Here is a 23,246-nt window from a genome sequence, read left to right as displayed (position 1 = left end):
GCGGCACTGCGGCGCGGGGCGTCTTACTTGTAGACCACGCAAACGGACATATCCATCAAGACCGAATGCCGCATGGCCGCCAAGGCGCGCTCGTCCCAAGGGCTGGGACCCCACACAGTATGGGTGACACGCGTGTGCTTCGAGTCGATGGCTTCGATGTCGCTGCGGGCGACTTCAACACCACCTATGGGTGCGCGCACCGCCACTGTACCGGTCTGCATGGCCGGATCTACCGTGGCATGGACGTCGTATTGTTTTTTGCCACGCAGACACTCGTCCGCCTGGTTCTGAACGCGCAGGTAAACCGTTTGGTAGCTACGCGGAACGGTGTAGGAAACCGTGGGAAAATCGCCGCCGGGCTGTATGCCCATCGTGCAGGCTGACAACAGCACCGCAGTGCCCATACCGATAAGTAGCGCCTTCACCTTGCTCTCCTGTTACGCCGTTCGACCGCATCGTAGAGCTAAAGTTAGCACGCCGGGCATTCAACTGCATACTTCGGTGGCAGTTGGCGCAAGCAGTGCCGGATAATCCACGTAACCCTGCGGGCCGTCCGTATAGAAGGTGGAGGGGTCCCAGTCGTTCAATGCGGCACCGCTTTGCAGGCGGGCCACCAGGTCGGGGTTGGCAATGTAGGCCTTGCCAAATGCAACCGCATCAGCATGGCCATTGGCCACGGCTTTGGTAGCGCTGTCCGGATCGTATTTCTCATTGACGATGATGGGCCCGCCAAACAACTGTCGCATGCGCCCGGTAAGGCTATCGTCGCCCAGCGCTTCCCGCGTAAAGATAAAGCCCACTTTCCGTCGGCCCAGCGCTTCAGCCACATAAGAGAACAAGGCGCCGGGATCGGAATCCGACATCGAATGGGCACCGCCACGTGGCGAGAGGTGTACGCCGACACGACCCGCGCCCCAGACCCCTGTGCAAGCATCCACAATTTCCAGCAGCAAGCGGGCACGATTTTCTATCGGTCCGCCGTACTCGTCGCCCCGGTGGTTCGAACCGTCCTGAAGAAATTGGTCGATCAGGTACCCGTTGGCGGCATGAACTTCGACGCCATCGAAACCCGCCTCGCGGGCGTTACGCGCCGCCACGGCGAAATCCTGCACTATGGCGGGGAGTTCTTCAGTATGCAGGGCGCGCGGCACGACATAGGGGCGCTTGGGCCGCAACAGGCTGACAGTGCCCTCACATGCGATGGCGCTGGGCGCTACCGGGATCTCGCCGTTCAGGAATTCAGGATCTGAAACCCGCCCGACATGCCACAGTTGCATGAAGATCTTGCCACCCTTGCCGTGTACCGCCTGGGTAACGCGCCGCCAGCCTTCCACTTGCGCAGTGCTCCAGATGCCCGGCGTATGGGGGTAGCCCACACCTTGCGGGGAAACGGAGGTGGCTTCCGACAGAATCAGGCCCGCCGTCGCACGCTGGCAATAATAGCGGCGCATCATATCGTTGGGCACGCGCCCTTCCGATGCTCGGTTGCGGGTCAACGGCGCCATCACGACGCGGTTCTTCAAGGTTACGGCGCCAAGCTGAAGTGGCTCGAACAAGCTGGTCATAATCAAGCTGTTGTCCTACTTAATACGGTAAAAAAGTCCATAAGGGTTTTTACCAGAATTTTACAGTCTTCACCAATGCACTAAGGTAGTACCACTGCAACCTCGAGGACTATGAAGATCACCATGGGACAATTCGCCGTCATCGGCCTGGGTCGATTTGGTTCGGCAGCCGCGCTTGAACTGATGAAAATGGGCCACTCGGTACTGGCTGTAGATACCGATGGCAAAGTCGTAGACGCCTTGGCTGACCAGGTTACCCACGCTGTCATCGCTGATGTTACCGACCGCAGCGCCCTGGAGGAATTGGGCCTGGAGAACTACGACGTAGTACTGGTAGCCATCGGCGAAGGAATACAGGCCAGCCTGGTATGCGTGGTGCATCTGAAGTCCTTGGGTATAGGCCCGATCTGGGTCAAGGCCAGTTCGCACGCGCAGCACCTCATACTGAACAAACTGGGTGTAGACCGCATTGTTCATCCCGAAGAAGAAATGGGCATGCGCGTGGCCCAGACACTGAGCTACCCCATGGTCAACGACTACATTTCGTTGGGCAATGGCGAGTTCGTGGTCGAGATCGGCGTCAGCGAGCGCCTGAAGGGCGTATCTTTAAGCGAGGTATTTGACGGCATGCCTGAAACTCTTCATGTATTGCTGGTCAAACGAAAAACCCAGGTCACCGTACATCCGCCTGACGACTTCGCCCTGCAGCCCAACGATGTGCTGGTCATGCTCGGACAGTTGTCGGCCCTCAAGCACATCGCACCCAAACTGGTCTAGCATGCGCAACTGGCTGCCGGCATACGGCTACGGATCCTACACGCGCTTCCGGCGCACGGGGCTGTTGCGAGCAAGCCCGCCTATTGTGTTGGCAGCGGGGTTTGTCGTGCTGATCCTGATAGGCACGCTGTTGCTTGCCCTACCAGTCTCCGGTACCCGGCCTATAGGCTTGATGGCCGCATTTTTCATGGCCACCTCGGCGGTCACGGTAACGGGCCTGGCCGTAATCGACCCCGCCGTCTCCTTGAGCCCTTTCGGTCAGATTGTCCTTATTTCGCTGGTACAACTGGGCGGCCTGGGCTTTGTGACCTTTGCGGTAATCGCGGCTATTACACTCGGAAAAAAGCTGAGTCTGGGACAACAGGCCCTGGCTTTAGAGGCGTTCAACCAGACCAGCGTGTCGCGCATACGTCGTACGGCGATATCGGTCTTGCGGATCTCGCTTACGGTCGAGGCCCTTGCCGCCCTGGTATTGGCGCTGTGGTGGTGGCGCGATTATCCCTTCTTGACAGCCGTGTATCGGGCCACCTTCCATGCCATAGGCGCCTTCAACAACGCCGGTTTTTCATTATTTCCCGGCAGCATTGCGCAGTTCGTGGGCGACCCGGTAACCATACTGGTGCTGTCCACCTGCATTATTTTGGGCGGCATCGGGTTTTCCGTGCTTAGCGACGTAGGCCAGAAGAAACGTTGGGCGCCATTACTGACCTATACCAAGGTTATTCTGGCCGGCACCATTATCTTGAACTTGGGCGGCTTTGCAGCGATATGGGCGCTGGAATACCGCAATCCCGATACCCTGGGCGAGCTTCCTGTCCATGCTCAGGCACTGGCCGCCTGGATGCAAAGCGTAACCAGCCGCACGGCCGGCTATGTCAGCATCGACGTCAGCGAGCTGCGCGACAGCTCCACCCTGGTGACGATGTTGCTGATGTTCATAGGCGGCGGCTCCTTGAGCACGGCCAGCGGCATCAAGGTCGGGACTTTCATCATCCTCGTGGCAGCCGTCTATTCCTATCTTTTCCATCGTAAAGAGGTCGTGCTGTTCAAACGTTCGGTGTCGCCCGACACCGTGCAAAAGGCCTTGGCACTGCTACTGGTGACCGCGGCACTGGTGTTTGCCGGCACCCTGATACTGACTGTGCTGGAGGACGCCCCGCTAGTCGACATCGCATTTGAGGTGGTCTCGGCCGTCAGCACCACCGGCATGTCGCGCGGACTGACGCCCCAGTTGTCCACTCCCAGCCAATTGCTGGTGATCGTACTGATGTTCGTGGGGAGGCTCGGGCCGCTTACCCTGGCCTACAGCCTGGCTACCCAGAAACGCAGCCGCGTACGCTATCCGGAAACAGAATTTCAGGTGGGTTGATGGGCTCTGGGCCTGCCCTTGCCCATCGGCATCCGGGCGGCGATTGTTTGTGCTAGAATCTCGTCTTTCGCTGATCTTGATTTGGTCGATCAGCGAAGTGACTAAAGGCTGAAAAGGCCGATAGTTTCGGGGCGTAGCGCAGCCTGGTAGCGCACTTGCATGGGGTGCAAGGGGTCGCGAGTTCGAATCCCGCCGTCCCGACCAACATAAGATAGCGGCTTGGCATGATTGCCAAGCCGCTTTTCTTTTTGCCCTTCCTTCCCTCCTCCAAACATCCCCCTGGCGTACAGCTGACGTAAGCCGTATGTCGCATTCTGCTGCGCACGATTCCTCTCTAAGATTTCCTCCATAAGTCTGTATCCAGAAATAAAAAAACGTAGCTGGCAGGCGAAGCACAAAGCTTCGCAACAGTAGCCCGCTATGCCAAGGATAAAAATAGAGGGAGCTTGAATCATGTGCCTGTCCAGTCAAATAAGAACGCCGACAACGACGCGAACTGGACAACCATGAACAAGCGCTCTTCATACAAGGGCGTGCTGCTTGTAGCCCTGGGCATGCTGTGCGGCCCCGGCGTGGCCGCAGTCCCCGGACCTGCCTATGACGCCTTGATCCTTCAGGCCCGCGAGGGCAATCATGAGCCGGCTTTGGTTATGCTCCGGCAGCATGCGCTTGAGCATCCCATGGACCTGCGCGCCGCCTACGACCATATCCTGATTGCGTCATGGGCGGGCAAGCCCGACGAAGCGATCGCCGCGTATGAGGCGCTGGACCCGGCACCCAACCACCCTCCAGCGGATGTGCTTGACGCCCTGGCGCGCGCCTATCGCGACACCCAGGCATGGGACCAGGCCCTGCTTCACTTCCGGCAGGGTCGCCAGCTATACCCCAATCGTGACAGCTTTGCCGCTGGCGAGGTCATGACGCTGGCTGACGCGGGACGATCCCGGGAGAGCATCGCCTTGGGCAAGGCCCTGGTACAGGAAGAGCCCGATAGCGCCGATCGGCGTCTGGCGCTGGGTTACGCATATAAGGGGATAGAGTCGCCCTATCCCGTACTGGAAGAAGCTGACCGCGCGCATCGGCTTGCCCCGGAAACCGGCTACGTCACACGCGAGTACATCGCTGCTCTGCATGACTCTGAACTGGCACATGCCGCCCTGGAGGCGGCTCGTGCCAAGCTGGGATTGGTCTCGCCCGAGAAAATGCGCGACCTGGAAGCCGATTACATCGCCGAACTGGTGCGTCTGGCCGCGATGCCAGCTCGCCAGGAACATGAACGCTACGCCATCGCAGACCGGGCGTTGGCAGAGTATGACCGCTTGATCCCCGAGTGGTCGGCACTTGGGCCGGAAGCCCAGGCCGATGTGCTGCGTCTGCGTACGGACAGGATTCAGGGCCTGCACGCCAGAAACCGGATGCGCGATGTGGTTATGGCGTATGAAGCTCTGGTCGCTGAGGGCCATGAAGTGCCGCGTTACGTGTTGAATGATGTGGCATCCGCCTACCTGACGCTCAGGCAACCCGAAATGGCCCAAACGCTGTTCAGCCGGGCTCTCCAGGAGGAGCGCGTTGGTCAGGTCAGCGCGGGCGAACGTCTGAACAACCAAACGGGCTTGTACTACGCCCTGATTGAAGGGGAGGATTTTGAGGCGGCACAGAGTCTGATAGAGCAATCCCGTGCAGACTATCCCACCTGGCGCCGCATCAGGGGAGTGAAGCAAAAGATCCCCAACGACTTGCACCTCTATGCCGAGCAGACCGCAGCATTGGGGCTGTTTTATGTAGACGACACCGTGGCCGCGCAGGAACGCCTGGAAGGCCTGGTTGCGCGGGCGCCTCGTAATGTCGGACTAAAAGTCGCCCTCGCCAATGTCTATCGCGGCCGAGGTTGGCCGCGCCGCGCCGAGAAGGAGCTGAAGATGGCCGAGGCGCTGGAACCCTTGTCCGTGGAAGTCGAGGCGGGTCAAGGCCTGACCGCCCTGGATCTGCGCGAGTATGAGCAAGCAAGAGTTCTGACAGAGGACCTGGATGCGCGGTTTCCCGAGCACCTTTCCAGCGCAAATCTGCGGCGCGAATGGCGGGTCCACAATATGGCCGAATTGCGCGTGCAAGGAGACTACGGCATCGCCTCAGACAGCCCTGTGACCGGCAGCAATGACTTGAGGCTGGAAACAGTCCTGTACTCCGCACCACTGAATGACCACTGGCGAGCCTTCGCCGGCGCAGGTTATGCGAGCGGCGACTTCGAGGAAGGCAGCGGCACTTACCGCTGGGCGCGAGCGGGCGCGGAGTGGCGCGCACGAGGCCTGACTGCAGAAATTGAAGCCTCCAGTCATAACTATGGGCATGGCACGAAGCCGGGTGCACGGGTGTCTGTTGACTACGACATCGACGACCAATGGACGGTAGGCGGGTCGGCGGCGCTACGTTCGCAGGAAACCCCTTTGCGCGCCTTACGCAGCGACATCACTTCCAACGCCGCTGCGGCATATATCCAGTGGCAGCACAGCGATCAACGAGAGTGGCGCTTCTCGTTTTCACCCAGTCGATTCAGCGACGGCAATACGCGTTTGTTCGCCCTGCTTTCGGGGCGCGAACGGGTCTATACCGCCCCACACTTGAAGGCCGACTTGAACCTGGCCGTGGCGGCATCGCGTAATTCTCTGGAAGACGTCCCGTATTTCAACCCCAAGTCCGACCTTGAAATCCTGCCTTCGGTAACGCTTACCCATTTGTTGTACCGCCACTATGAAACCGAATGGGAGCAAAGATTCATCCTCGGTGCCGGTACGTACACGCAGGAGGGCTACGGCACCGGCGCCATCGCCGCGGTGGGCTATGGGATGAACTATCGCTACAACAAAGTCTTTGACATAGGCGCGACCGTAACCGGGGTTAGCCGGCCCTACGACGGCGTACGCGAACGCGAGTTGCGCGTTGTTTTCGAAATGATATTCCGCTTCTAAAGAGACGCCATGATCGTCACCGCAACGCTAGCACCACGAGCTTTCAGCACCATGCTTCTTGCCTTCGCCTTGTTGGCCGGATGCGCCAGAGACATCCCGGCATTCGTGCCGCCCGACGAACGTTCGCGGCATAGTTTTCAGGAGCCCTGGCCTGCCAACCAATTCCTGGCTTTGGCCTATCACGATGTGGAAGACACCGAGCCGGATCAGACCTTTGTCAGTGTCAGCACGGACCATCTTATCGAACAGCTAAGTTGGCTGCGCGCGAGCGGCTACCAGCCGATCACGGTGGATCAGATACTGGCCGCCAATCAGGGCGGTCCACCATTGCCCGAGAAGGCGTTGTTGCTGACCTTTGACGACGGATATCGCAGCTTCTATACCCGGGTTTTTCCTATATTGAAGGCGTACAACTGGCCGGCAGTGTTGGCTCCGGTAGGAAAATGGGTTGACACTCCGCCTAACCAAAAAGTGGACTTTGGCGGGACACTGATTGAGCGCGAACGCTTCCTGACCTGGGATCAGATCACCGAGATGTCACGCTCGGGCCTGGTGGAGGTGGCTTCCCATACAGACAATTTGCACTACGGTGCGCTTGCGAACCCGCAAGGCAATCTGGAACCCGCAGCGGCGGTACGCCTCTATGACCCCGAGTCGGGCACCTACGAATCGGACGAAGCCTATCACAAGCGAATCTCGACCGATGTCGACCGCATTACCGCCAAGATAATCAAGGCAACCGGCAAGCGGCCCCGCGTCTGGGTGTGGCCTTACGGCGCGGCAAACGGCGAAGCGATGGAGATCGTCAAGGACAAGGGCTACTCATTGGTCCTCACGCTGGACAACGGCCTGGGCAAGGTCGACGACCTGACCAACATCCCTCGCGTCCTGGTGTCGAATGACCCGCAACTGACGAACTTCGCCTCGACCACCATGGTCATGGAGAACTACACCGTGATGCGGGTAGCCCATGTGGATCTGGACTATGTGTACGACCCTGATCCTGTCCAGATGGAAGCCAACCTGGGCGACCTGGTGCAGCGTATTGCGGACATGCAGATTACCACCGTATTCCTGCAAGCCTTCGCCGATCCCACGGGGGATGGACTGGCTCGCGAGGTTTACTTCCCAAATCGCCACTTGCCAGTGCGCGCCGACCTGTTCAATCGGGCATCCTGGCAACTGAAGAGCCGTGCCTTCGTCGACGTCTATGCCTGGATGCCGGTACTGAGCTTCGACCTGGACTCGTCCATACCTCGTGTGGCGGCCCGCGATATCGAGACGCAGACGACGGCAGTCAACCCGAACAACTACCAACGCCTGTCGCCTTTCGACCCGCAGGCGCGTCAGAAGATCATCGAGCTGTACGAAGACTTGTCCAAGCACGCCATGTTCAACGGCATTCTGTTCCATGACGACGCCTTGCTGACGGACTTCGAAGACGCCAGTCCGGCAGCACTGCAGGCTTACCAAGCAGCGGGCCTGCCTGGAACCATCGAAGCATTACGCGCCGATCCGGCAATCATGGAACGCTGGACCCGCTACAAAAGCCGCTACCTGATTGATTTCACCAAGACCCTGGCCCAGCACGTAAGCGCCATACGAGGGCCGCAGATCAAGACCGCGCGCAATATCTTCGCCGAACCCATCCTGAACCCCGAAAGTGAAGCCTGGTACGCGCAAAACCTGGACGATTTCCTGGAGACCTACGACTGGACGGCACCCATGGCGATGCCATGGATGGAGCAGGTTCCCGAAGGGGAAGCCGACGCCTGGCTGGATAGGCTGGTGGAAGCGGTGGCCTCGCGTCCCGGCGCCCTGAACAAGACGGTGTTCGAGATACAGGGCCGCGATTGGCGGACCACCAACGGCGAGGGCGAAAAAGGCCCCATTGATTCCGAACTGATGGCGCACTGGCTTCAACGGCTGCAACTGAGCGGTGCGCGAAGCTTCGGCTACTACCCCGACGACTTTACGAAGAACCACCCTCGGCTGGATGTCATACGGCCGGCCATCTCCAACGCCTGGTATCCATTCTGATGATAGACCGACTGATTGCCTTCCTCGTCCTGTGCATCGTACTTGGTGCGCCTTTTGGCCTGACCCTGGTCCTGACCAGCGACGTTCTATTGAATTTCGTGTTCTTTTACCCCTTGTTCATGTCGGGTATCTGGATGGCCGGCGGGCTGTACTTCTGGCTGCACTGGGAACGGAAGTGGAACTGGCGGCCTTACCGCCCGCCCCAACTGGAAGGCAATCCGCTCATCACCATACTGGTGCCCTGCTTCAATGAGGCAGCCCATGGCGAAGACACCCTGCTTGCCGCGCTGAACCAGGAATATCCCAATATCGAAGTCATAGCCATCAACGACGGCTCTACCGATAACACGGCGACCATGTTCGACCGACTGACCGCCGAGTATCCGCAATTGCGGGTCATTCATCTGGCCCGCAACCAGGGCAAGGCGATGGCGCTGCGTATGGGCGCGATGGCCGCGCGCAGCGAGTATCTGGTGTGCATCGATGGCGATGCCTTGCTTGCACCCGACGCTGTCAGCTATTTGGTGGCGCCGCTGATCAATCATTCGCATGTCGCGGCGGTAACGGGCAACCCCAGGGTGCGCACCCGTTCTACCCTGATCGGCCGTATCCAGGTGGGCGAGTTCTCCTCCATCATCGGGCTGATCAAGCGTACGCAGCGCGTTTACGGCCGGGTGTTCACGGTATCGGGGGTATGCACTGCATTCCGGCGCAAGGCCTTGGATGACGTGGGCTACTGGAGCCTGGACATGGTGACCGAAGACATCGACATCACCTGGAAGCTGCAGCGCGCCCACTGGACCATCTTCTATGAGCCGCGTGCGCTGTGCTGGATACTCATGCCCGAGACTTTGCGTGGCCTGTGGAAGCAGCGCATGCGCTGGGCGCAGGGTGGCGCCGAAGTCTTCATCAAGAACCTGACGACGATCTGGTCCTGGGAGCATCGCAGGCTTTGGGTACTGATGCTGGAGTTCTGCCTGTCCACCGGCTGGGCCTTCGCCTTCGGACTGTCGGTCGCGCTATGGCTGTTGGGACGAGTCACGATCTTGCCGGCTGATATCGCGGTCACCATGCTGATGCCACCTGCCTTTACCGGCATGGTGCTGGCCATGGTGTGCCTGTTGCAGTTCCTGGTCAGCGTACTGATAGATCGACGTTACGAGCCCACACTGGCGCGGTCCTTGTATTGGATCGTCTGGTACCCCTTCGCCTACTGGCTGATCAATCTTTTAACAACACTTTGCAGTTTTCCGAAAGTCATGCTTCGGATCCGGCGGCAGCGAGCGCGCTGGGTCAGCCCGGATCGTGGCATCAAGGAGCTCACATGATCATACAGACACAACGCACGCCCGGCGTGTTCGCGCTTGATGTGGTACTGACAGCGTTTGGGTGGGCCGGCTTTTTCTACCTGTTTACTCGCGGCGTTCTTTCTCTACTTCACACCCTGCCCTTTCGACCGCAGGTTCCTTTGCTGGAGGTGTTCCTGCCCACACTGAGCACGCTGGCGCTCTATCTGCTGGTCGCCGCATTCAATGCCCTGCTTGTGGTGCTGTGGGCGCGATACAACCGCATTGCCTCCACCAGCGACCGCGCCCAAGCCCTGCCGCACACTGAGGCCGACGACGACGTCCTGGCTGCGCATTTCCATGTGTCATGCAACCAGCTGCATGAAATCCAGGATAGCCGGGTGACTGTCATCTATCACTCGGAAGACGGTGACATCGCGCATCTGGAAACCGATCAATTGCGGATGCAACCGGCAGGAAACAGCCCGGTTTTCGAGACGGCGCGCGTGGCTTGACGCCACGGCGCGGTTTACGCCGTTCGGCCCCCACCGCCCAACATCGCATCCGCCATCAGAACTAAGAGACGTAAGCCATCTTCCGCATGTTTAGTGCGTTGACGATCTCTATCATTAATTCCAGGCCGTTTCGAAACGTTAAAAAAAGCAGCAAACATTCCGTTCGAATGAGGGGCAAGTAAGTGAATCAGCCAAATAACTACAAAAAACGCATCGCCGCTCAAGTGGTGCTATGGCTTACGGCTGTTATCTGCAGTTGCTCCTTTGCCCAGAGTCTCCCGGCCACAACCGACCCTTTACCTAAAACCAAGATCGATGAAGCCGCTGCGGCCGCCCCGAAGAGCGCAAGTGTCCTGGACGATCCCTTAACCGGCATCGTGGTCAATCGCACCGTGACCGTGTTGGGTCACGACTTCTATCGGGAATTCAGCGGCTTTTGGCGGCAGAAAGACATCAGCAGCCGGTTCACCATCTCGATACACGAACGGCCGTCTGCCCGCTTCGGCAGCGAAGTGTGGGTCGAGTATCGGCAGAACCGCGTTTTCCATGCCTTCCTGCCGCCCGCTCGGGCGCAGACCGAGAGGATCAGCGCGGCGGCGGTAGAGATCGTTTACCAAAACATCGCAGACAGTGAAGTGGCACGCGCCATGTTCCGTAGTCCAGACCTGGCTCCGGAAGAACTCTAGAACAACACCAAGGAGGAATCATGCATAAGCAAAACAAGGCACTCATCGGCGGCGCGTTGCTCGCCATGGCGTGCGCCACATCAACGCCGGCCGCCGCGACTGAGCTGGTCTACTACCCCTTCAATCCATCGTTCGGCGGTAACCCGCTGAACGGCTCGGTGCTGCTTAATTCGGCTTTGGCCACCAACCGCCACAAGGATCCGGATATTGGCAACGACGACTTCGGCATCGAGCAGAAGACGCCCTTGCAGCAATTCAACGAAACGCTGGAACGATCGATCTTAAGCCGCCTTGCTTCCGCGGCAAGCTCGCAGATCGTCGGTCCGGACGGCAGGTTCGTGCCCGGCACACTGGAAACCGACAGCTTCACCATCAACGTCGTTGATGTTGGAAACGGCGTCCTGACCATCACCACGATCGACAAGTTCACGGGTGCCACGACAACCTTCCAGGTGAGCCAATAAAAATGAATAACAACAATCCAGCACACAGCACAATGCGGCCGGCCGCAAAATTCGTGATGATGGCCGCGCTGTGCGGCTCCCTTGCAGCCTGCGCCGTCCCGCACAAGCCCGCGGAGGTGGCCACACCGGCGCATCTCACGCCCGCCACCCCATCCACACGCGACCTATTGAAGCTGCCCGAACCCAAGGGCAAGGTGGTTGTCGCGGTCTACGGTTTTCGTGATCAGACAGGCCAATACAAGCCCGCGCCGGACAGCTCATTCTCGACCTCTGTGACTCAAGGGGCCGCGTCCATGCTGGTCAAAGCCTTGCAGGATTCGGGCTGGTTTACGCCGGTAGAGCGCGAAAGCCTGCAAGAACTGTTGACCGAGAGACGCATCGTGCGCGCGCTGGACGGATCGCAGGGCGAGAACGCTCCAGCCATCCACATCCCTGCACTCGTGCCCGCGTCGATACTGATAGACGGCGGCATCGTGGCCTACGAAAGCAATGTGCGCACCGGGGGCCTGGGTGCGCGCTTCCTGGGTGTGGGTTTATCCACCCAATATCGGATGGACCAGGTAACCGTGGGACTGCGCAGCGTCGACATCCGTACCGGACGGGTATTGCAGACAGTATCGACCACCAAGACCATCTTCTCGTACGAGGTGCGACCCAGCGTCTACAAGTTTGTGAACTTCAAGGACTTGCTCGAGATCGAGGCCGGGGTAACTAGCAACGAGCCCACCCAGTTATGCGTCAAGGAAGCCATTGAGGCCGCTGTCATACATCTGACGGTGGAAGGACTGAAGGATGGTAACTGGCGGCTGAAGAACGAAGAGGATTGGTACTCGCCCCTCGTCCAAACCTACCTGAAAGAAAGCAACAGCTGGGCCGTCACCACCTTGGACGCGCAAGCACTGGACCAGGCAACAGTTGCCGCACCGAGCGGCCAGGATACCGGTGCGGGCACCATCGTGCCGACGCCGACGGTCGACGGTGTACAGGGCGGGCCGGCCAATAGCAATCCATAACATCGCGTTTTTGTCGGGCCGGTATGAAGACCGCCGGCGCGGCAGATGTACTCAGGTCTTTATTTAGAGGAGAACTGCAATGAGCATCAAACTTTCCGCACTCGCGTTGGGCCTCACCCTGGCCTACGGTGCAACAGCAGCCCTGGCTGCCGACGTTGCCACCGTTGACCAGAACGGCAACTTCAACAACGCAGTCATTGAGCAATGGTCCAACAATACGGCGCATGCAACGATTACGTCGTACGGCGACTTCAATGAAGGCTACATCGAGCAAAATGACAACACGTCGGCCGTGGCCACCATCACTACGTTCGGTGATTTCAATGACGCGGTAATCACACAAGAAGATGTCCGGACTTCCAATGCCACGATCTATCAAGCGGCAAACGCCGGTAGTGCAACCATAGATCAAAGCGGCGGGGGCTGGGGCGGCTGGTGGGGCAGCAGTGACGGCAACAACCAGAATGCGGTCATCAACCAGACTGCCGGCTGGGGTAATAACGCATGGGTCACGCAGACGGGCGACAATCTTGATGCCATCATCAACCAGGCTGGCTATCGCAACCAGGCCGGCATCGTGCAGGACGGCGATGGCGGACAGTACAACATGGCACGCATCAATCAGTCTGGCTCCTTCAACGATGGCTACATTTCGCAAAATGGCAAAAATCTTGTAGCTACCGTCAGCCAGTACGGCTCGCACAACGATGCAGTAGTACTGCAACAGGGTGCCAACTACACCGCAACCGTCACGCAGGTGGGCTACGGCAACGACGCTTATGTAAATCAGCGTTAAACCAGGCCTGGTTTCTGCGCGGGCAGTTAAATTCCTGTCCGCGCAGGCCCGCTGGCTGCTAGCGCAAACATGGAAGCCGCAGGAATCAATGGACGCAATATGATGAATGCAGATAGTGATATTCAAGTCTGGCTGGAGCGTTTGGGCCAAGCCCAACCCGCCGTCATCGTGCCCTACGTGCGTAGCGCGTCGGCACACCAGTTGCGATACAAGCTCAAGGCCACAAAAGCAGGCCCAAACGGGCGTTCCGTCATAGGACAAGGTGGCAATTTGCAAGTCGTAGCCGGCCAGTCCGCCCCGCTGGGGAAAATGACGATCACCTACGGCCCTGAAGATGATTGTCAGGTAGATGTAATTTTGTACGAAACTGGACAAGAGTATGCGCGGTTCGAGTTCGAATGCCCGCCAAATGGATCCTGATGAAGAAGAGTTTACGTTACGTAGCAATAACTTACTAGGGATTACTCAAGTAAACATATACTTGCACGCAGAACTGTGAGCAAATACCATAGTAATAAAAAGTGATCAATACCGATCACGATATGTTTCGCCACACGCGAATAATTCAGTGGAAAAATCTGCGATCTGATCGAAAGTGTAGTCTGTTGCATCGCTTCTCAGGCTTGGGCTCGATTTATACGCAGTACTTCTCCACAGAATGCGGTTCGCGTACAAGGCGAACGCCAACATGGGAAGAACGAGCATGGCTATCATTACCGTCATCGAGCCGCACCCCTTACTACGGCTCGGTATCCTTCAGTTGTTGACCGACGTTTCACCAGTAACTGAAACCCGCGGGAAAGATTACAGTTGTCTTGAACAAGACACTCCCGAACCCGGCAACTGCGATCTGGTCATGCTTTCCGTGTCATCGTTCGAACAATTGCATCATTTGGCATCCCAGGCCGAAAGGGTGTTTGGCCCCAAAGCCATGCTGCTGCTGTCCGAAGCAGACGACATGCCCCACACCGCGCAGGGCTTGCCGCCCAGTGTGCGAGGCTATGTGGCCAAGGATGCAAGCCCGGAAGTTCTGCAAGCCTCTGTCCGGCTGGTGCTGGCGGGCGGAACCTGCTTTCCGATGCGATCCGGGACACCAGCCAACCAGCCATTGCTGTCCCGGTTCCAGCCCGTGAAATGGCCGCCCGTTCCCGAAAAACCCAAGGTCGCAGCAAACTCCGCCAGCACCGAGTACGAGATGCTGGGCATCACGCCACGACAATACGAGGTCCTGGTGCTGCTGGCGCGCGGCTACCCCATGAAGACGGTGGGCCGTTGCTTGAATATTTCGGTGGCCACCGCCAAGGCACATACTGAAACGCTATACCAGCGCCTGGATGTGCACAATCGAAACGCGGCTGTCTACGAGGCGGTGTCTCGCGGGGCCACGCTGGGCTGGCCAACCATTACAGGCGTGGGCGACGATCAGAAGGCGGAGGCCTAGGGGGATGGGCCGGCAGTGTGCCGGCCGCAAGGATTAAAGCAGGCCCATCTGCAGCCGAGCCGGCTCGCTGATCATTTCGCGGCTCCAGGGTGGATCCCAGACCAGGTCGACAGTGACCTCATCTACGCCGTGTATGGACAGCAGTTTGTTGCGCGCTTCGTCGGCGATCATGGTTCCCATGCCGCAACCCGGTGCAGTCAAGGTCATTTGCACCTCGATGCGGAACTGCCCTTCGGCAGCCGGGCTGACCTTGCATGAATAAACCAGACCCAGGTTGACGATGTCCACAGGAATTTCGGGATCAAAGCAAGTTGCCAGCAGGCTCCAGGCAGCGTCCTCGACGGCTTGCGCGGTGACGGGACCATCGTGCATATGCAAGGTGGCCTCGTCAACCTCAAACCCCAGAGCGTCGCCGTCGGCGCCTTCGATCCGATACAGGTTGCCTTCGACCATGACGGTGTAGCTGCCGCCCAATTGCTGGGTAATCGTAGCTTCGCAGCCCTTCTCGATGGTGACTGGCGACCCATACGGCACCGCCACTGCCGGGCAGTCGCGCAGGACGATGACATCGTTTCGTGTGTAGCTCATAATGTGCCTCTTATTCGGTACGCGCCGTATCCCTGGCCTGCGTAATAGCGTTGTGCAAGGTGTGCCAGGCCAGTGTGGCGCACTTCACCCGCGCGGGGAACTCACGCACCCCGGACAACACTTCCAACTTGCCAAAGTCGCGGCTCTCGGGCTGCGATTCGGTCAGCATGGCGTGCATGTCGCGAAACAGTGCCTCGACTTCTTCTATGGGTTTACCTTGCACGGCTTCGGTCATCAACGACGCTGAGGCCGTGGAAATGGCGCAGCCATGTCCTACGAAACTTGCCTGGCGGACGATACCGTCTTCAACAATGGCGTAAACCGTTAATTGGTCGCCGCACAAAGGGTTATGGCCGACCGCCGTATGGCTGGCGTCGGACATGGCATGAAAATTACGGGGGTGGCGGTTGTGATCGAAGATCACTTCCTGGTAGAGCTCTCGTAAATCGCTGTGCTGCTCGTTCATCCGCGAGGTCCTGTTCCAAACATTTTCTGGGCTATCTTCAAAGCCGCCACCAAGGCAGTAACGTCGTCCGCGGTGTTGTAAAGGGCGAACGCTGCGCGTGCCGTGCCAGGTATGCCAAAGCGTGTCATGAGCGGCATCGCGCAATGGTGCCCCGCCCGTATGGCAACACCTTCGGTATCAAGGATGGTGCCCAGATCGTGCGGATGTATGCCTTCGACCACGAATGACAAAATGGCGGCCTTGTGTGCCGACGTGCCAATAAGACGCATGCCCGGCAGCTCGGCAAGCTGCGCCGTTGCCAGATCCAGCAGGAACTGCTCGTGGGCCGCGATGCGCTCCAGGCCTAGCTGCTGCACGTATTGAATGGCGGCGTCCATACCGACCACGCCCGCAATATTTGGCGTACCGGCTTCAAAGCGCTGGGGTACATCCGCATACGTGCTGCCTTCGAAACTGACGGTATAGATCATGTCGCCACCGCCTTGCCAGGGTGGCATGTCTTTCAGTATGTCGTAGCGCGCATACAAGGCGCCTATGCCGGTAGGCCCATATAGCTTATGGGCGCTAAAAGCGTAGAAGTCGCAATCAATTGCTTGCACATCGACTACCTGATGCGCGACAGCCTGGGCCCCATCGATCAGAACCTTGGCGCCCACGGCATGCGCCAGTTGTGTGATCTCTGCTACCGGATTGACCGTGCCCAGCGCATTGGAGACATGGGCCACCGCTACCAGCCTGGTGCGCTCGTTGAGCATGCTGCGAAACTGATCGAGCTCGACTTCGCCGCTATCGGTAACGGGCACAACCTTCAGCAGTGCGCCGGTCTGCTCGCACAACATTTGCCACGGCACGATGTTGGAATGGTGCTCCATGCCGGTGATCAGGATTTCGTCTCCGGTCTTCAAGGCGGAACGGCCCCAACTGCTGGCCACCAGATTGATGGCTTCTGTGGTGCCGCGGGTAAAGACGATTTCTTCGCTGCGTGCGGCGTTAAGCAATTGACGCACACGTTCGCGGCCCTGCTCGTAGAGATCGGTGGCGTGCTGCGACAACCAGTGCACGCCCCGATGAATGTTGGCGTTGGACTGCTCGTAGTAGCGGGTTTCTGCCTCGATGACGGACGATGGCTTTTGCGTCGTGGCACCGTTATCCAGATACACCAGGCGCTTGCCCTTGACTGGCCGCGCAAGGATGGGGAAATCGGCAACGCAATCCAACGTTGCTACGGCACTCGCAGCAAAGGCTGGCGCATTCATGCGTATTCTCCGAGTTCGGCCCCGCCCGGCACCAGCGACCGTATGGCGTCGATGACGCGCCGGCGCAGGATATCGGGCTGAATACGCCCCACGGCCTCGGCAGCAAAGGCATAGGTCAACACATGGCGGGCATGGGCTTCGTCCAGCCCGCGCGAACGCAAATAGAACAGGCTGTTATCGTCCAACTGCCCTACCGTGGCACCATGCGCGCACTTGACGTCGTCGGCATAGATTTCGAGCTCGGGGCGTGCGTCGGCCTTGGCCATGCGTGACAGCAGCAGGCTGTCGGACCGTTGCACCGCATCGGTCTTGTCGGCACCAACGCCAACAAGAATACGGCCGCTGAACACACCGCGCGCGGTGTCGTTCAAGATGCCGCGATAAAATTCGCGACTGCTGCCATGCGGCTGTGCGTGATCGATCAAGGTGTGATGATCGACGTGGCGCTTGCCATCGACGTAGTACAGCCCGTTAAGCAGGGTTTCGCAATGGTCGCCGTCAAAGCGGGTGGAAATATCGTGACGGGCCAGGCGCGCTCCGAAAGACATCGAGTGCGAGTTGAATGCCGAACCCTTTTGCTGCAGCACATCGGTAACGCCCAGATGAAATGCCTGGTGATCTTCCTGCTGCAACTTAAGCTGCGTAATGTTGGCGTCTTGTGCCAGGCTAAGCCGCGTGACCGTATTGGTTAAGCTGGCGCCACTGTCGTGCCCCACATAATGCTCGACAATAGTGGCCACAGCGCCGGCCTCGGCCGCTATCAGGTTGCGCGGGAAGTTTGCGATCCCCGGGGTGGCGGCTACGAACACCAAATGCACCGGCGCTTCCAGGGCCACGCCCCGCGCCAGATTGATATAGGCACCATCGTGCGCAAAGGCGACATTCAGCGTAGCAGTGGAAGAGCCATCGGTCTCGATGCCGAACAACTCCTGCACCCGGTCGGGCGCGTCGTCAAAGGCCTGGGCCAGCGTCGTGATGGTTGCGCCCGCAGGTAGGCTGCCCACGTCAGACAGGCCCGCTGCATAACGGCCATCGATAAACACCAGCCAGTGACCGGGCTCGTCGCGCCGCAGTTGCTGGACGAGGTCGGCAACGCCTTGCTCGGCTGCCGTCGAGTCGGAAGCAAATTGTTGGCTACCCAGCGCGGCCAGCGAGGTATGGCGCCACGCTTCTTGTCGCGTGGTGGGCCAGCCTTCGTCGGCGAAACGCTGTATGGCGCGCTTGCGCATGGCAGCCAACCACGGCATGCCGGCACCGGCAAGTGCCTGTTCGCGGGCCGAGAAATCGTTGACCCAGGATTGCAAAACGGTCATGCCGCAGCCCCTGTCTGTTGCGTGGCAAGCTCGTCTATCCAGCCGTAGCCACGCTCTTCGAGTTCGAGTGCCAGCTCGCGACCGCCCGAGCGGACGATGCGCCCGTGCGACAGCACATGGACGAAGTCGGGGACGATGTAATCGAGCAGCCGCTGATAGTGGGTGATGACGATCAGGGCGCGGTCCGGGGCGCGCAGGCGGTTGACCCCATCAGCCACGACCTTCATGGCGTCGATGTCCAGCCCCGAGTCGGTCTCGTCAAGAATCGCAAGCTTGGGCTCGAGCAAGGCCATCTGCAGCACTTCGTTGCGCTTTTTCTCGCCGCCCGAAAAACCTTCGTTGACGGAGCGATAAAGGAACTCTTCGCGCATGCCGACGGCTTTCATTTCGGCCTTCACGCGTTTGAGGAAGTCCATGGCGTCCAGTTCTGGCAAGCCGCGATGGCGGCGGCCGGCATTGACCGCCGCACGCAGAAAGTAAGCGTTGGATACGCCAGGTATTTCGATGGGGTACTGAAACGCCAAGAACAGGCCCGAACGGGCGCGGTCTTCGATGGACATGGCAAGCAGATCTTGCCCGAGATACTCGACTGTGCCCTTCTCGACGGTGTAGTCCTCGCGACCAGCCAACACTTGTGACAAGGTGCTCTTGCCCGACCCGTTGGGACCCATGATGGCGTGCACTTCGCCGTCCTTTACGTCCAGGCTCAGGCCCCGTAGTATCGACTTGTTCTCTACCGATGCGTGTAAATCTTTGATGCTCAACATTTGCTGCTTCTCCTTAGCCTACGCTGCCTTCAAGACTTACGCCGAGCAGGTTTTGAGCCTCGACTGCAAATTCCATGGGCAATTCCTTGAAAACTTCTTTACAGAATCCGTTCACGATCATGGACACGGCGTCTTCGGCCGACAGGCCCCGCTGCATCGCATAAAACAGTTGATCTTCCCCTATGCGCGAGGCAGTGGCCTCGTGCTCGACGCTGGCGCTGGGGTTTTGCACCTCCATCGTCGGAAAGGTATGTGCCGCGCAGCGCTTGCCGATCAGCAGCGAATCGCACTGCGTGTAGTTGCGCGCGTTCTCGGCCTTGGGCGTGATACGCACCAGGCCACGATATGTGTTGCTGCCATAACCCGCCGAAATGCCCTTGGAAATAATGGTGCTGCGGGTATTGCGGCCGATATGGATCATTTTGGTGCCCGTGTCGGCCTGCTGGCGATGGTTGCTGAGCGCAACGGAATAGAATTCGCCGACAGAGTCGTCGCCACGCAGGATGACGCTGGGGTACTTCCAGGTGATGGACGAGCCGGTTTCCACCTGCGTCCAGGATATGCGCGAGCGCGCACCCCGGCAGTCTCCGCGCTTGGTCACAAAGTTGTAGATACCGCCCTTGCCGTCCTTGTCGCCGGGATACCAGTTCTGTACCGTGGAATACTTGATCTTGGCATCGTCCAGCGCCACGAGCTCGACCACGGCGGCGTGCAACTGGTTCTCGTCCCGCATGGGGGCCGTACAGCCTTCGAGGTAACTGACTGAGGCGCCCTCTTCGGCAATGATGAGTGTGCGCTCGAACTGACCGGTATCCCGGGCATTGATGCGGAAATACGTGGAAAGCTCCATCGGACAGCGCACGCCCTTCGGAATAAACACGAAAGAACCATCCGAGAACACGGCGGAATTCAGGGCCGCATAGTAGTTGTCGCCGGGAGGCACGACAGTACCCAGATACTTACGTACCAGGTCGGGATACTCTTTCACGGCCTCGGAGAACGAACAGAAGATCACGCCGACTTCAGACAGCTGCTTGCGAAATGTGGTGGCAACCGAGACGGAGTCGAACACGGCGTCGACGGCAACGCCGGCCAGGCGGGCACGTTCGTGCAGCGGTACGCCAAGTTTCTCGTAGGTGCGCAGAAGCTCGGGGTCGACTTCGTCCAGGCTTTTTGGGCCGTCCGCCTTGCTTTTCGGGGCCGAGTAATAGCTGATGTCCTGGAAGTCGATCCGCGGAAAACTGACCTTGGCCCATTCAGGCAGGTCCATGGTAAGCCAGTGGCGATAAGCAGCCAGCCGCCACTCGAGCATGAACTCGGGCTCGCCCTTTTTCTTGGAGAGCAGGCGTATGGTGTCTTCGGATAGGCCTTTAGGGATGGTGACCGACTCGATGTCGGTGACGAATCCCGCCGAATATTCGCGATCGAGAAAAGACTCGATGGGGTCGTCGGCTGCGATCACTGCAGGTTCTGTCAGGGAATTCATTTACGAACACTCCAAGTCGTGGGGCTTACTGCCGTGCTGCCCGCGCTGGGCAGGAGTGGCTGTGCATTCAAAGGATATTCAATAGGGGTGGGACGCAGCATATCGGCTACGCTCACGTCTTCGAGCGTGCGCCGGACGATGGCGTTGATGCGTTGCCAGTTTGTACGAATATGGCAACCGGCCTCGACCGTGCAAGCGCCGGGCAGCGCCGTGCATTCGGTAATACCGAAGGGTTGATCGTCCAGGGCATCAATGATTTGCGCTATACTTATTGACTTTGCCGGGCGGCCCAACATGTAGCCGCCACGCGCGCCGCGACTGCTTTTTACGAGCTCGTGCTGGCCCAGCAGCTTAAGTATTTTGCTGACCGTGGGCTGGCCCAAACCCAGCGTATTGGCAAGGTCAGACGCGCTGAACACCCGCTCCGGGTGTCCTGCCATATGGGTCAGCACCAGCGTGCCGTAGTCGATAATTTTGCTGATCCGCAACAACCGCGTCTCCAACGTTCTGACGGTTTAAAGAGTCCATATAGTACTACTTTGGTACTATATGCGTCAAGCGAAAATGCTGTCGCCCGCCATCCCTACACCGCCTCTTGTCGCGCTTGCTGCATGGCCCACATTTGCGCATAGCGTCCCTGCCGGGCCAGTAGATCCCGATGGGTGCCGCGCTCTTGCACGCGGCCCTGATCCAAGACCATGATTTCATCCGCATCCACGATGGTGGACAGCCTATGAGCAATGATCAAGGTTGTGCGGTTGCGGGCGATTTGGCTCAGTTCTTCCTGGATGGCCCTTTCTGTCTTGGTATCCAGGGCGCTCGTCGCCTCGTCCAGGATCAATACGGGCGGATTCTTCAAAAGCGTGCGGGCGATCGCCACGCGCTGTTTCTCGCCGCCCGACAGCTTCAGCCCGCGCTCGCCAACCTGGGTTTGATAGCCATCAGGCAAACCCATCACAAAATCGTGGATGCTGGAAGACTTCGCTGCCTGTACGATTTCTTCCTGGGTCGCCAGCGGATTGCCGTAAGCGATGTTATAGAGGATGGTGTCGTTGAACAGCACAGTGTCTTGCGGGACGATGCCGATATGGTGGCGCAAGCTGGCTTGCGTCAGGTCGCGGATATCGATGTCGTTGATTTTGATAGCACCGGCATTCACGTCGTAGAACCGGAATAGCAGGCGCGACAAGGTCGATTTGCCGGCGCCCGAGGCACCAACGACGGCAAGCGTATGACCGGCCGGTATCGTAAAGTCGACGCCGAACAGTATCTGGCGGTTGGCCTCGTAGCCGAAGTCCACATTTTCGAAAGTCACCGACGCCTGGCTGGTACGCAGTTTTTTGGCGCCGGGCCGGTCAGCCACCTCTTCCCCCAGTTCCATCAAGCCGAACATGCGTTCCATATCGGCCAATGCATGCTTGATCTCGCGATAGACGAAGCCCAGGAAATTCAACGGGGCGTACAGTTGCGTCAGGTAGGCCGACACCAGGACAACATCGCCCACCGTCATGGTCTGGTTGACGACCCCGCTGGCAGACAGCCACAGCAGCAAAGTGACGCCAACGGTAATGATTGCGGCCTGCCCCATATTGAGAAAATTCAGCGACACCTGGTTCTTGACCGCGGAATCGACCCACTTGCCCAGATTGCGGTCATAGCGATCCAGCTCGTAGCCTTCGTTGCCGAAGTACTTCACGGTTTCGTAGTTGATCAGCGCATCGATGGCTTTGGTATTGGCCTTGCTGTCCAGATCGTTCATGCTGCGTCGATAGACCATGCGCTTTTCGGTCACGAACAAGGTAAACGCTATATAAGACCCTATGGTCCCCAGCGTTGCCACGGCGAAGGGCCATTCGTAGCGCCACAGCAATATGGCAGCCACCATGCTGATCTCGAGCAAAGTAGGCAAGATATTGAACACCATGAAGTTCAATAAGAAACCTATGCCTTTGGTGCCGCGCTCGATATCGCGGCTCAGGCCACCGGTCTGTCGCTGCATATGAAAACGTAGCGACAGGGCGAACAGATGCTGGAACAACTGAGCGGCAATACGCCGTATGGAACCTTGTGTAACGCGGGCAAACAAGGCATCGCGCAGTTCACCAAAGACGCTGCTGGCCAGCCTGGCGAAACCGTAACCCACCAGCGCGGCGACCGGCAATGCAAGCAAGGTTGCCGGCACGCTCAGCTTGTCGACGATGTCCTTGAGGAATAATGGCAGTATGACGCTGGCCACCTTCGCTGCCACCAGGCAAATGATCGCGGCAATCACCCGCCACTTGAATTGCCATACATAGGGCAAAAGCGATTTTATGGTTTGGATGTCGTTGCGGCGTTGAGGGGCGGGCCCTCGGCTGGTGAATCTCATGCAGGCGAATAAAAGTAGGCAGCGCTGTATTGTACTTGCTGCCCTTCGGTGGCCCGACGGGTCAGCGTACCGCCAGCCACAACC

22 protein-coding genes and 1 tRNA gene are annotated in these 23,246 nt (G+C 58.8%); 13 read left to right on the top strand and 10 right to left on the bottom strand.

What is annotated here, in order from left to right; genetic code table 11:
- Positions 1 to 23: 23 nt before the first annotated feature.
- Positions 24 to 425, bottom strand: coding sequence for a BPTD_2524 family lipoprotein (locus tag CKA81_RS05330; RefSeq protein WP_128354364.1), 402 nt, complete (start codon positions 423 to 425; stop codon positions 24 to 26).
- Between the two features lie 60 nt (positions 426 to 485).
- Entirely contained in the window at positions 486 to 1,565 is a 1,080-nt protein-coding gene (locus CKA81_RS05325) for an alkene reductase (RefSeq protein WP_128356592.1), read from the bottom strand.
- A 123-nt stretch (positions 1,566 to 1,688) separates the two neighbouring features.
- Here CKA81_RS05325 and CKA81_RS05320 point away from each other — a divergent pair, with 123 nt between their 5' ends.
- The 13 genes from CKA81_RS05320 to CKA81_RS05260 all read left to right on the top strand — a co-directional run bounded on the left by CKA81_RS05320 (position 1,689) and on the right by CKA81_RS05260 (position 14,918).
- Positions 1,689 to 2,342, top strand: coding sequence for a potassium channel family protein (locus tag CKA81_RS05320; RefSeq protein ID WP_128354363.1), 654 nt, complete (start codon positions 1,689 to 1,691; stop codon positions 2,340 to 2,342).
- Position 2,343: 1 nt separating this feature from the next.
- The gene (locus CKA81_RS05315; protein ID WP_128354362.1) at positions 2,344 to 3,711 is read left to right on the top strand and encodes a TrkH family potassium uptake protein; all 1,368 of its coding nucleotides are present in this window, start codon (positions 2,344 to 2,346) and stop codon (positions 3,709 to 3,711) included.
- A gap of 127 nt (positions 3,712 to 3,838) precedes the next feature.
- A tRNA-Pro gene (locus CKA81_RS05310) sits at positions 3,839 to 3,915 on the top strand.
- A 302-nt stretch (positions 3,916 to 4,217) separates the two neighbouring features.
- On the top strand, positions 4,218 to 6,677 hold the full coding sequence (gene pgaA / locus CKA81_RS05305; protein WP_228255800.1) for a poly-beta-1,6 N-acetyl-D-glucosamine export porin PgaA: 2,460 nt from the start codon (positions 4,218 to 4,220) through the stop codon (positions 6,675 to 6,677).
- Positions 6,678 to 6,686: 9 nt separating this feature from the next.
- Entirely contained in the window at positions 6,687 to 8,717 is a 2,031-nt protein-coding gene (gene pgaB / locus CKA81_RS05300) for a poly-beta-1,6-N-acetyl-D-glucosamine N-deacetylase PgaB (RefSeq protein WP_128354361.1), read from the top strand.
- On the top strand, positions 8,717 to 10,045 hold the full coding sequence (gene pgaC, locus CKA81_RS05295) for a poly-beta-1,6-N-acetyl-D-glucosamine synthase (protein WP_128354360.1): 1,329 nt from the start codon (positions 8,717 to 8,719) through the stop codon (positions 10,043 to 10,045). The genes pgaB and pgaC overlap by 1 nt, the downstream gene beginning before the upstream one ends.
- On the top strand, positions 10,042 to 10,518 hold the full coding sequence (pgaD, locus tag CKA81_RS05290; protein ID WP_128354359.1) for a poly-beta-1,6-N-acetyl-D-glucosamine biosynthesis protein PgaD: 477 nt from the start codon (positions 10,042 to 10,044) through the stop codon (positions 10,516 to 10,518). The genes pgaC and pgaD overlap by 4 nt, the downstream gene beginning before the upstream one ends.
- Positions 10,519 to 10,700: 182 nt before the next feature.
- On the top strand, positions 10,701 to 11,204 hold the full coding sequence (locus CKA81_RS05285; RefSeq protein ID WP_228255799.1) for a curli production assembly/transport protein CsgE: 504 nt from the start codon (positions 10,701 to 10,703) through the stop codon (positions 11,202 to 11,204).
- 20 nt (positions 11,205 to 11,224) lie between these two features.
- Positions 11,225 to 11,668, top strand: coding sequence for a curli assembly protein CsgF (locus tag CKA81_RS05280; protein WP_128354358.1), 444 nt, complete (start codon positions 11,225 to 11,227; stop codon positions 11,666 to 11,668).
- 2 nt (positions 11,669 to 11,670) lie between these two features.
- On the top strand, positions 11,671 to 12,681 hold the full coding sequence (locus tag CKA81_RS05275; protein ID WP_228255798.1) for a CsgG/HfaB family protein: 1,011 nt from the start codon (positions 11,671 to 11,673) through the stop codon (positions 12,679 to 12,681).
- 79 nt (positions 12,682 to 12,760) lie between these two features.
- A complete protein-coding gene (locus CKA81_RS05270) occupies positions 12,761 to 13,477 on the top strand; it encodes a hypothetical protein (protein ID WP_128354357.1) in 717 nt (238 codons plus the stop codon).
- A 69-nt stretch (positions 13,478 to 13,546) separates the two neighbouring features.
- Entirely contained in the window at positions 13,547 to 13,897 is a 351-nt protein-coding gene (gene csgH, locus CKA81_RS05265) for a curli-like amyloid fiber formation chaperone CsgH (protein WP_128354356.1), read from the top strand.
- A gap of 283 nt (positions 13,898 to 14,180) precedes the next feature.
- The gene (locus CKA81_RS05260) at positions 14,181 to 14,918 is read left to right on the top strand and encodes a response regulator transcription factor (protein WP_164878348.1); all 738 of its coding nucleotides are present in this window, start codon (positions 14,181 to 14,183) and stop codon (positions 14,916 to 14,918) included.
- A gap of 33 nt (positions 14,919 to 14,951) precedes the next feature.
- Here CKA81_RS05260 and sufT read toward each other — a convergent pair whose 3' ends face one another.
- The 8 genes from sufT to CKA81_RS05220 form a co-directional block, all read right to left on the bottom strand.
- Complete coding sequence (gene sufT / locus CKA81_RS05255) at positions 14,952 to 15,506, bottom strand: putative Fe-S cluster assembly protein SufT (RefSeq protein WP_128354354.1); 555 nt, start codon at positions 15,504 to 15,506, stop codon at positions 14,952 to 14,954.
- Between the two features lie 10 nt (positions 15,507 to 15,516).
- Positions 15,517 to 15,972: a Fe-S cluster assembly sulfur transfer protein SufU gene (gene sufU / locus CKA81_RS05250; RefSeq protein ID WP_128354353.1), complete on the bottom strand. Its 456-nt coding sequence runs from the start codon at positions 15,970 to 15,972 to the stop codon at positions 15,517 to 15,519.
- Positions 15,969 to 17,228, bottom strand: coding sequence for a cysteine desulfurase (locus CKA81_RS05245; protein WP_128354352.1), 1,260 nt, complete (start codon positions 17,226 to 17,228; stop codon positions 15,969 to 15,971). Before CKA81_RS05245 ends, sufU begins: the two co-directional genes overlap by 4 nt.
- Entirely contained in the window at positions 17,225 to 18,541 is a 1,317-nt protein-coding gene (gene sufD, locus CKA81_RS05240) for a Fe-S cluster assembly protein SufD (protein ID WP_128354351.1), read from the bottom strand. The genes CKA81_RS05245 and sufD overlap by 4 nt, the downstream gene beginning before the upstream one ends.
- Positions 18,538 to 19,308 (bottom strand): Fe-S cluster assembly ATPase SufC, encoded by a 771-nt coding sequence (gene sufC, locus CKA81_RS05235; protein WP_128354350.1) that lies wholly within the window; start codon positions 19,306 to 19,308, stop codon positions 18,538 to 18,540. Before sufC ends, sufD begins: the two co-directional genes overlap by 4 nt.
- Before the next feature lie 13 nt (positions 19,309 to 19,321).
- Positions 19,322 to 20,794, bottom strand: a complete 1,473-nt coding sequence (sufB, locus tag CKA81_RS05230; protein WP_128354349.1) for a Fe-S cluster assembly protein SufB — start codon at positions 20,792 to 20,794, stop codon at positions 19,322 to 19,324.
- A complete protein-coding gene (locus CKA81_RS05225) occupies positions 20,791 to 21,285 on the bottom strand; it encodes an SUF system Fe-S cluster assembly regulator (protein ID WP_128354348.1) in 495 nt (164 codons plus the stop codon). The genes sufB and CKA81_RS05225 overlap by 4 nt, the downstream gene beginning before the upstream one ends.
- 92 nt (positions 21,286 to 21,377) lie before the next feature.
- The gene (locus CKA81_RS05220; RefSeq protein ID WP_128354347.1) at positions 21,378 to 23,162 is read right to left on the bottom strand and encodes an ABCB family ABC transporter ATP-binding protein/permease; all 1,785 of its coding nucleotides are present in this window, start codon (positions 23,160 to 23,162) and stop codon (positions 21,378 to 21,380) included.
- Between the last annotated feature and the right edge of the window lie 84 nt (positions 23,163 to 23,246).

Source organism: Pollutimonas thiosulfatoxidans, assembly GCF_004022565.1.
In the GTDB taxonomy this organism is placed as follows: Bacteria; Pseudomonadota; Gammaproteobacteria; order Burkholderiales; family Burkholderiaceae_B; genus Pusillimonas_D; species Pusillimonas_D thiosulfatoxidans.
Note: the sequence above shows the minus strand (reverse complement) of the source record. Positions and strands in the feature narration are given on the sequence as shown.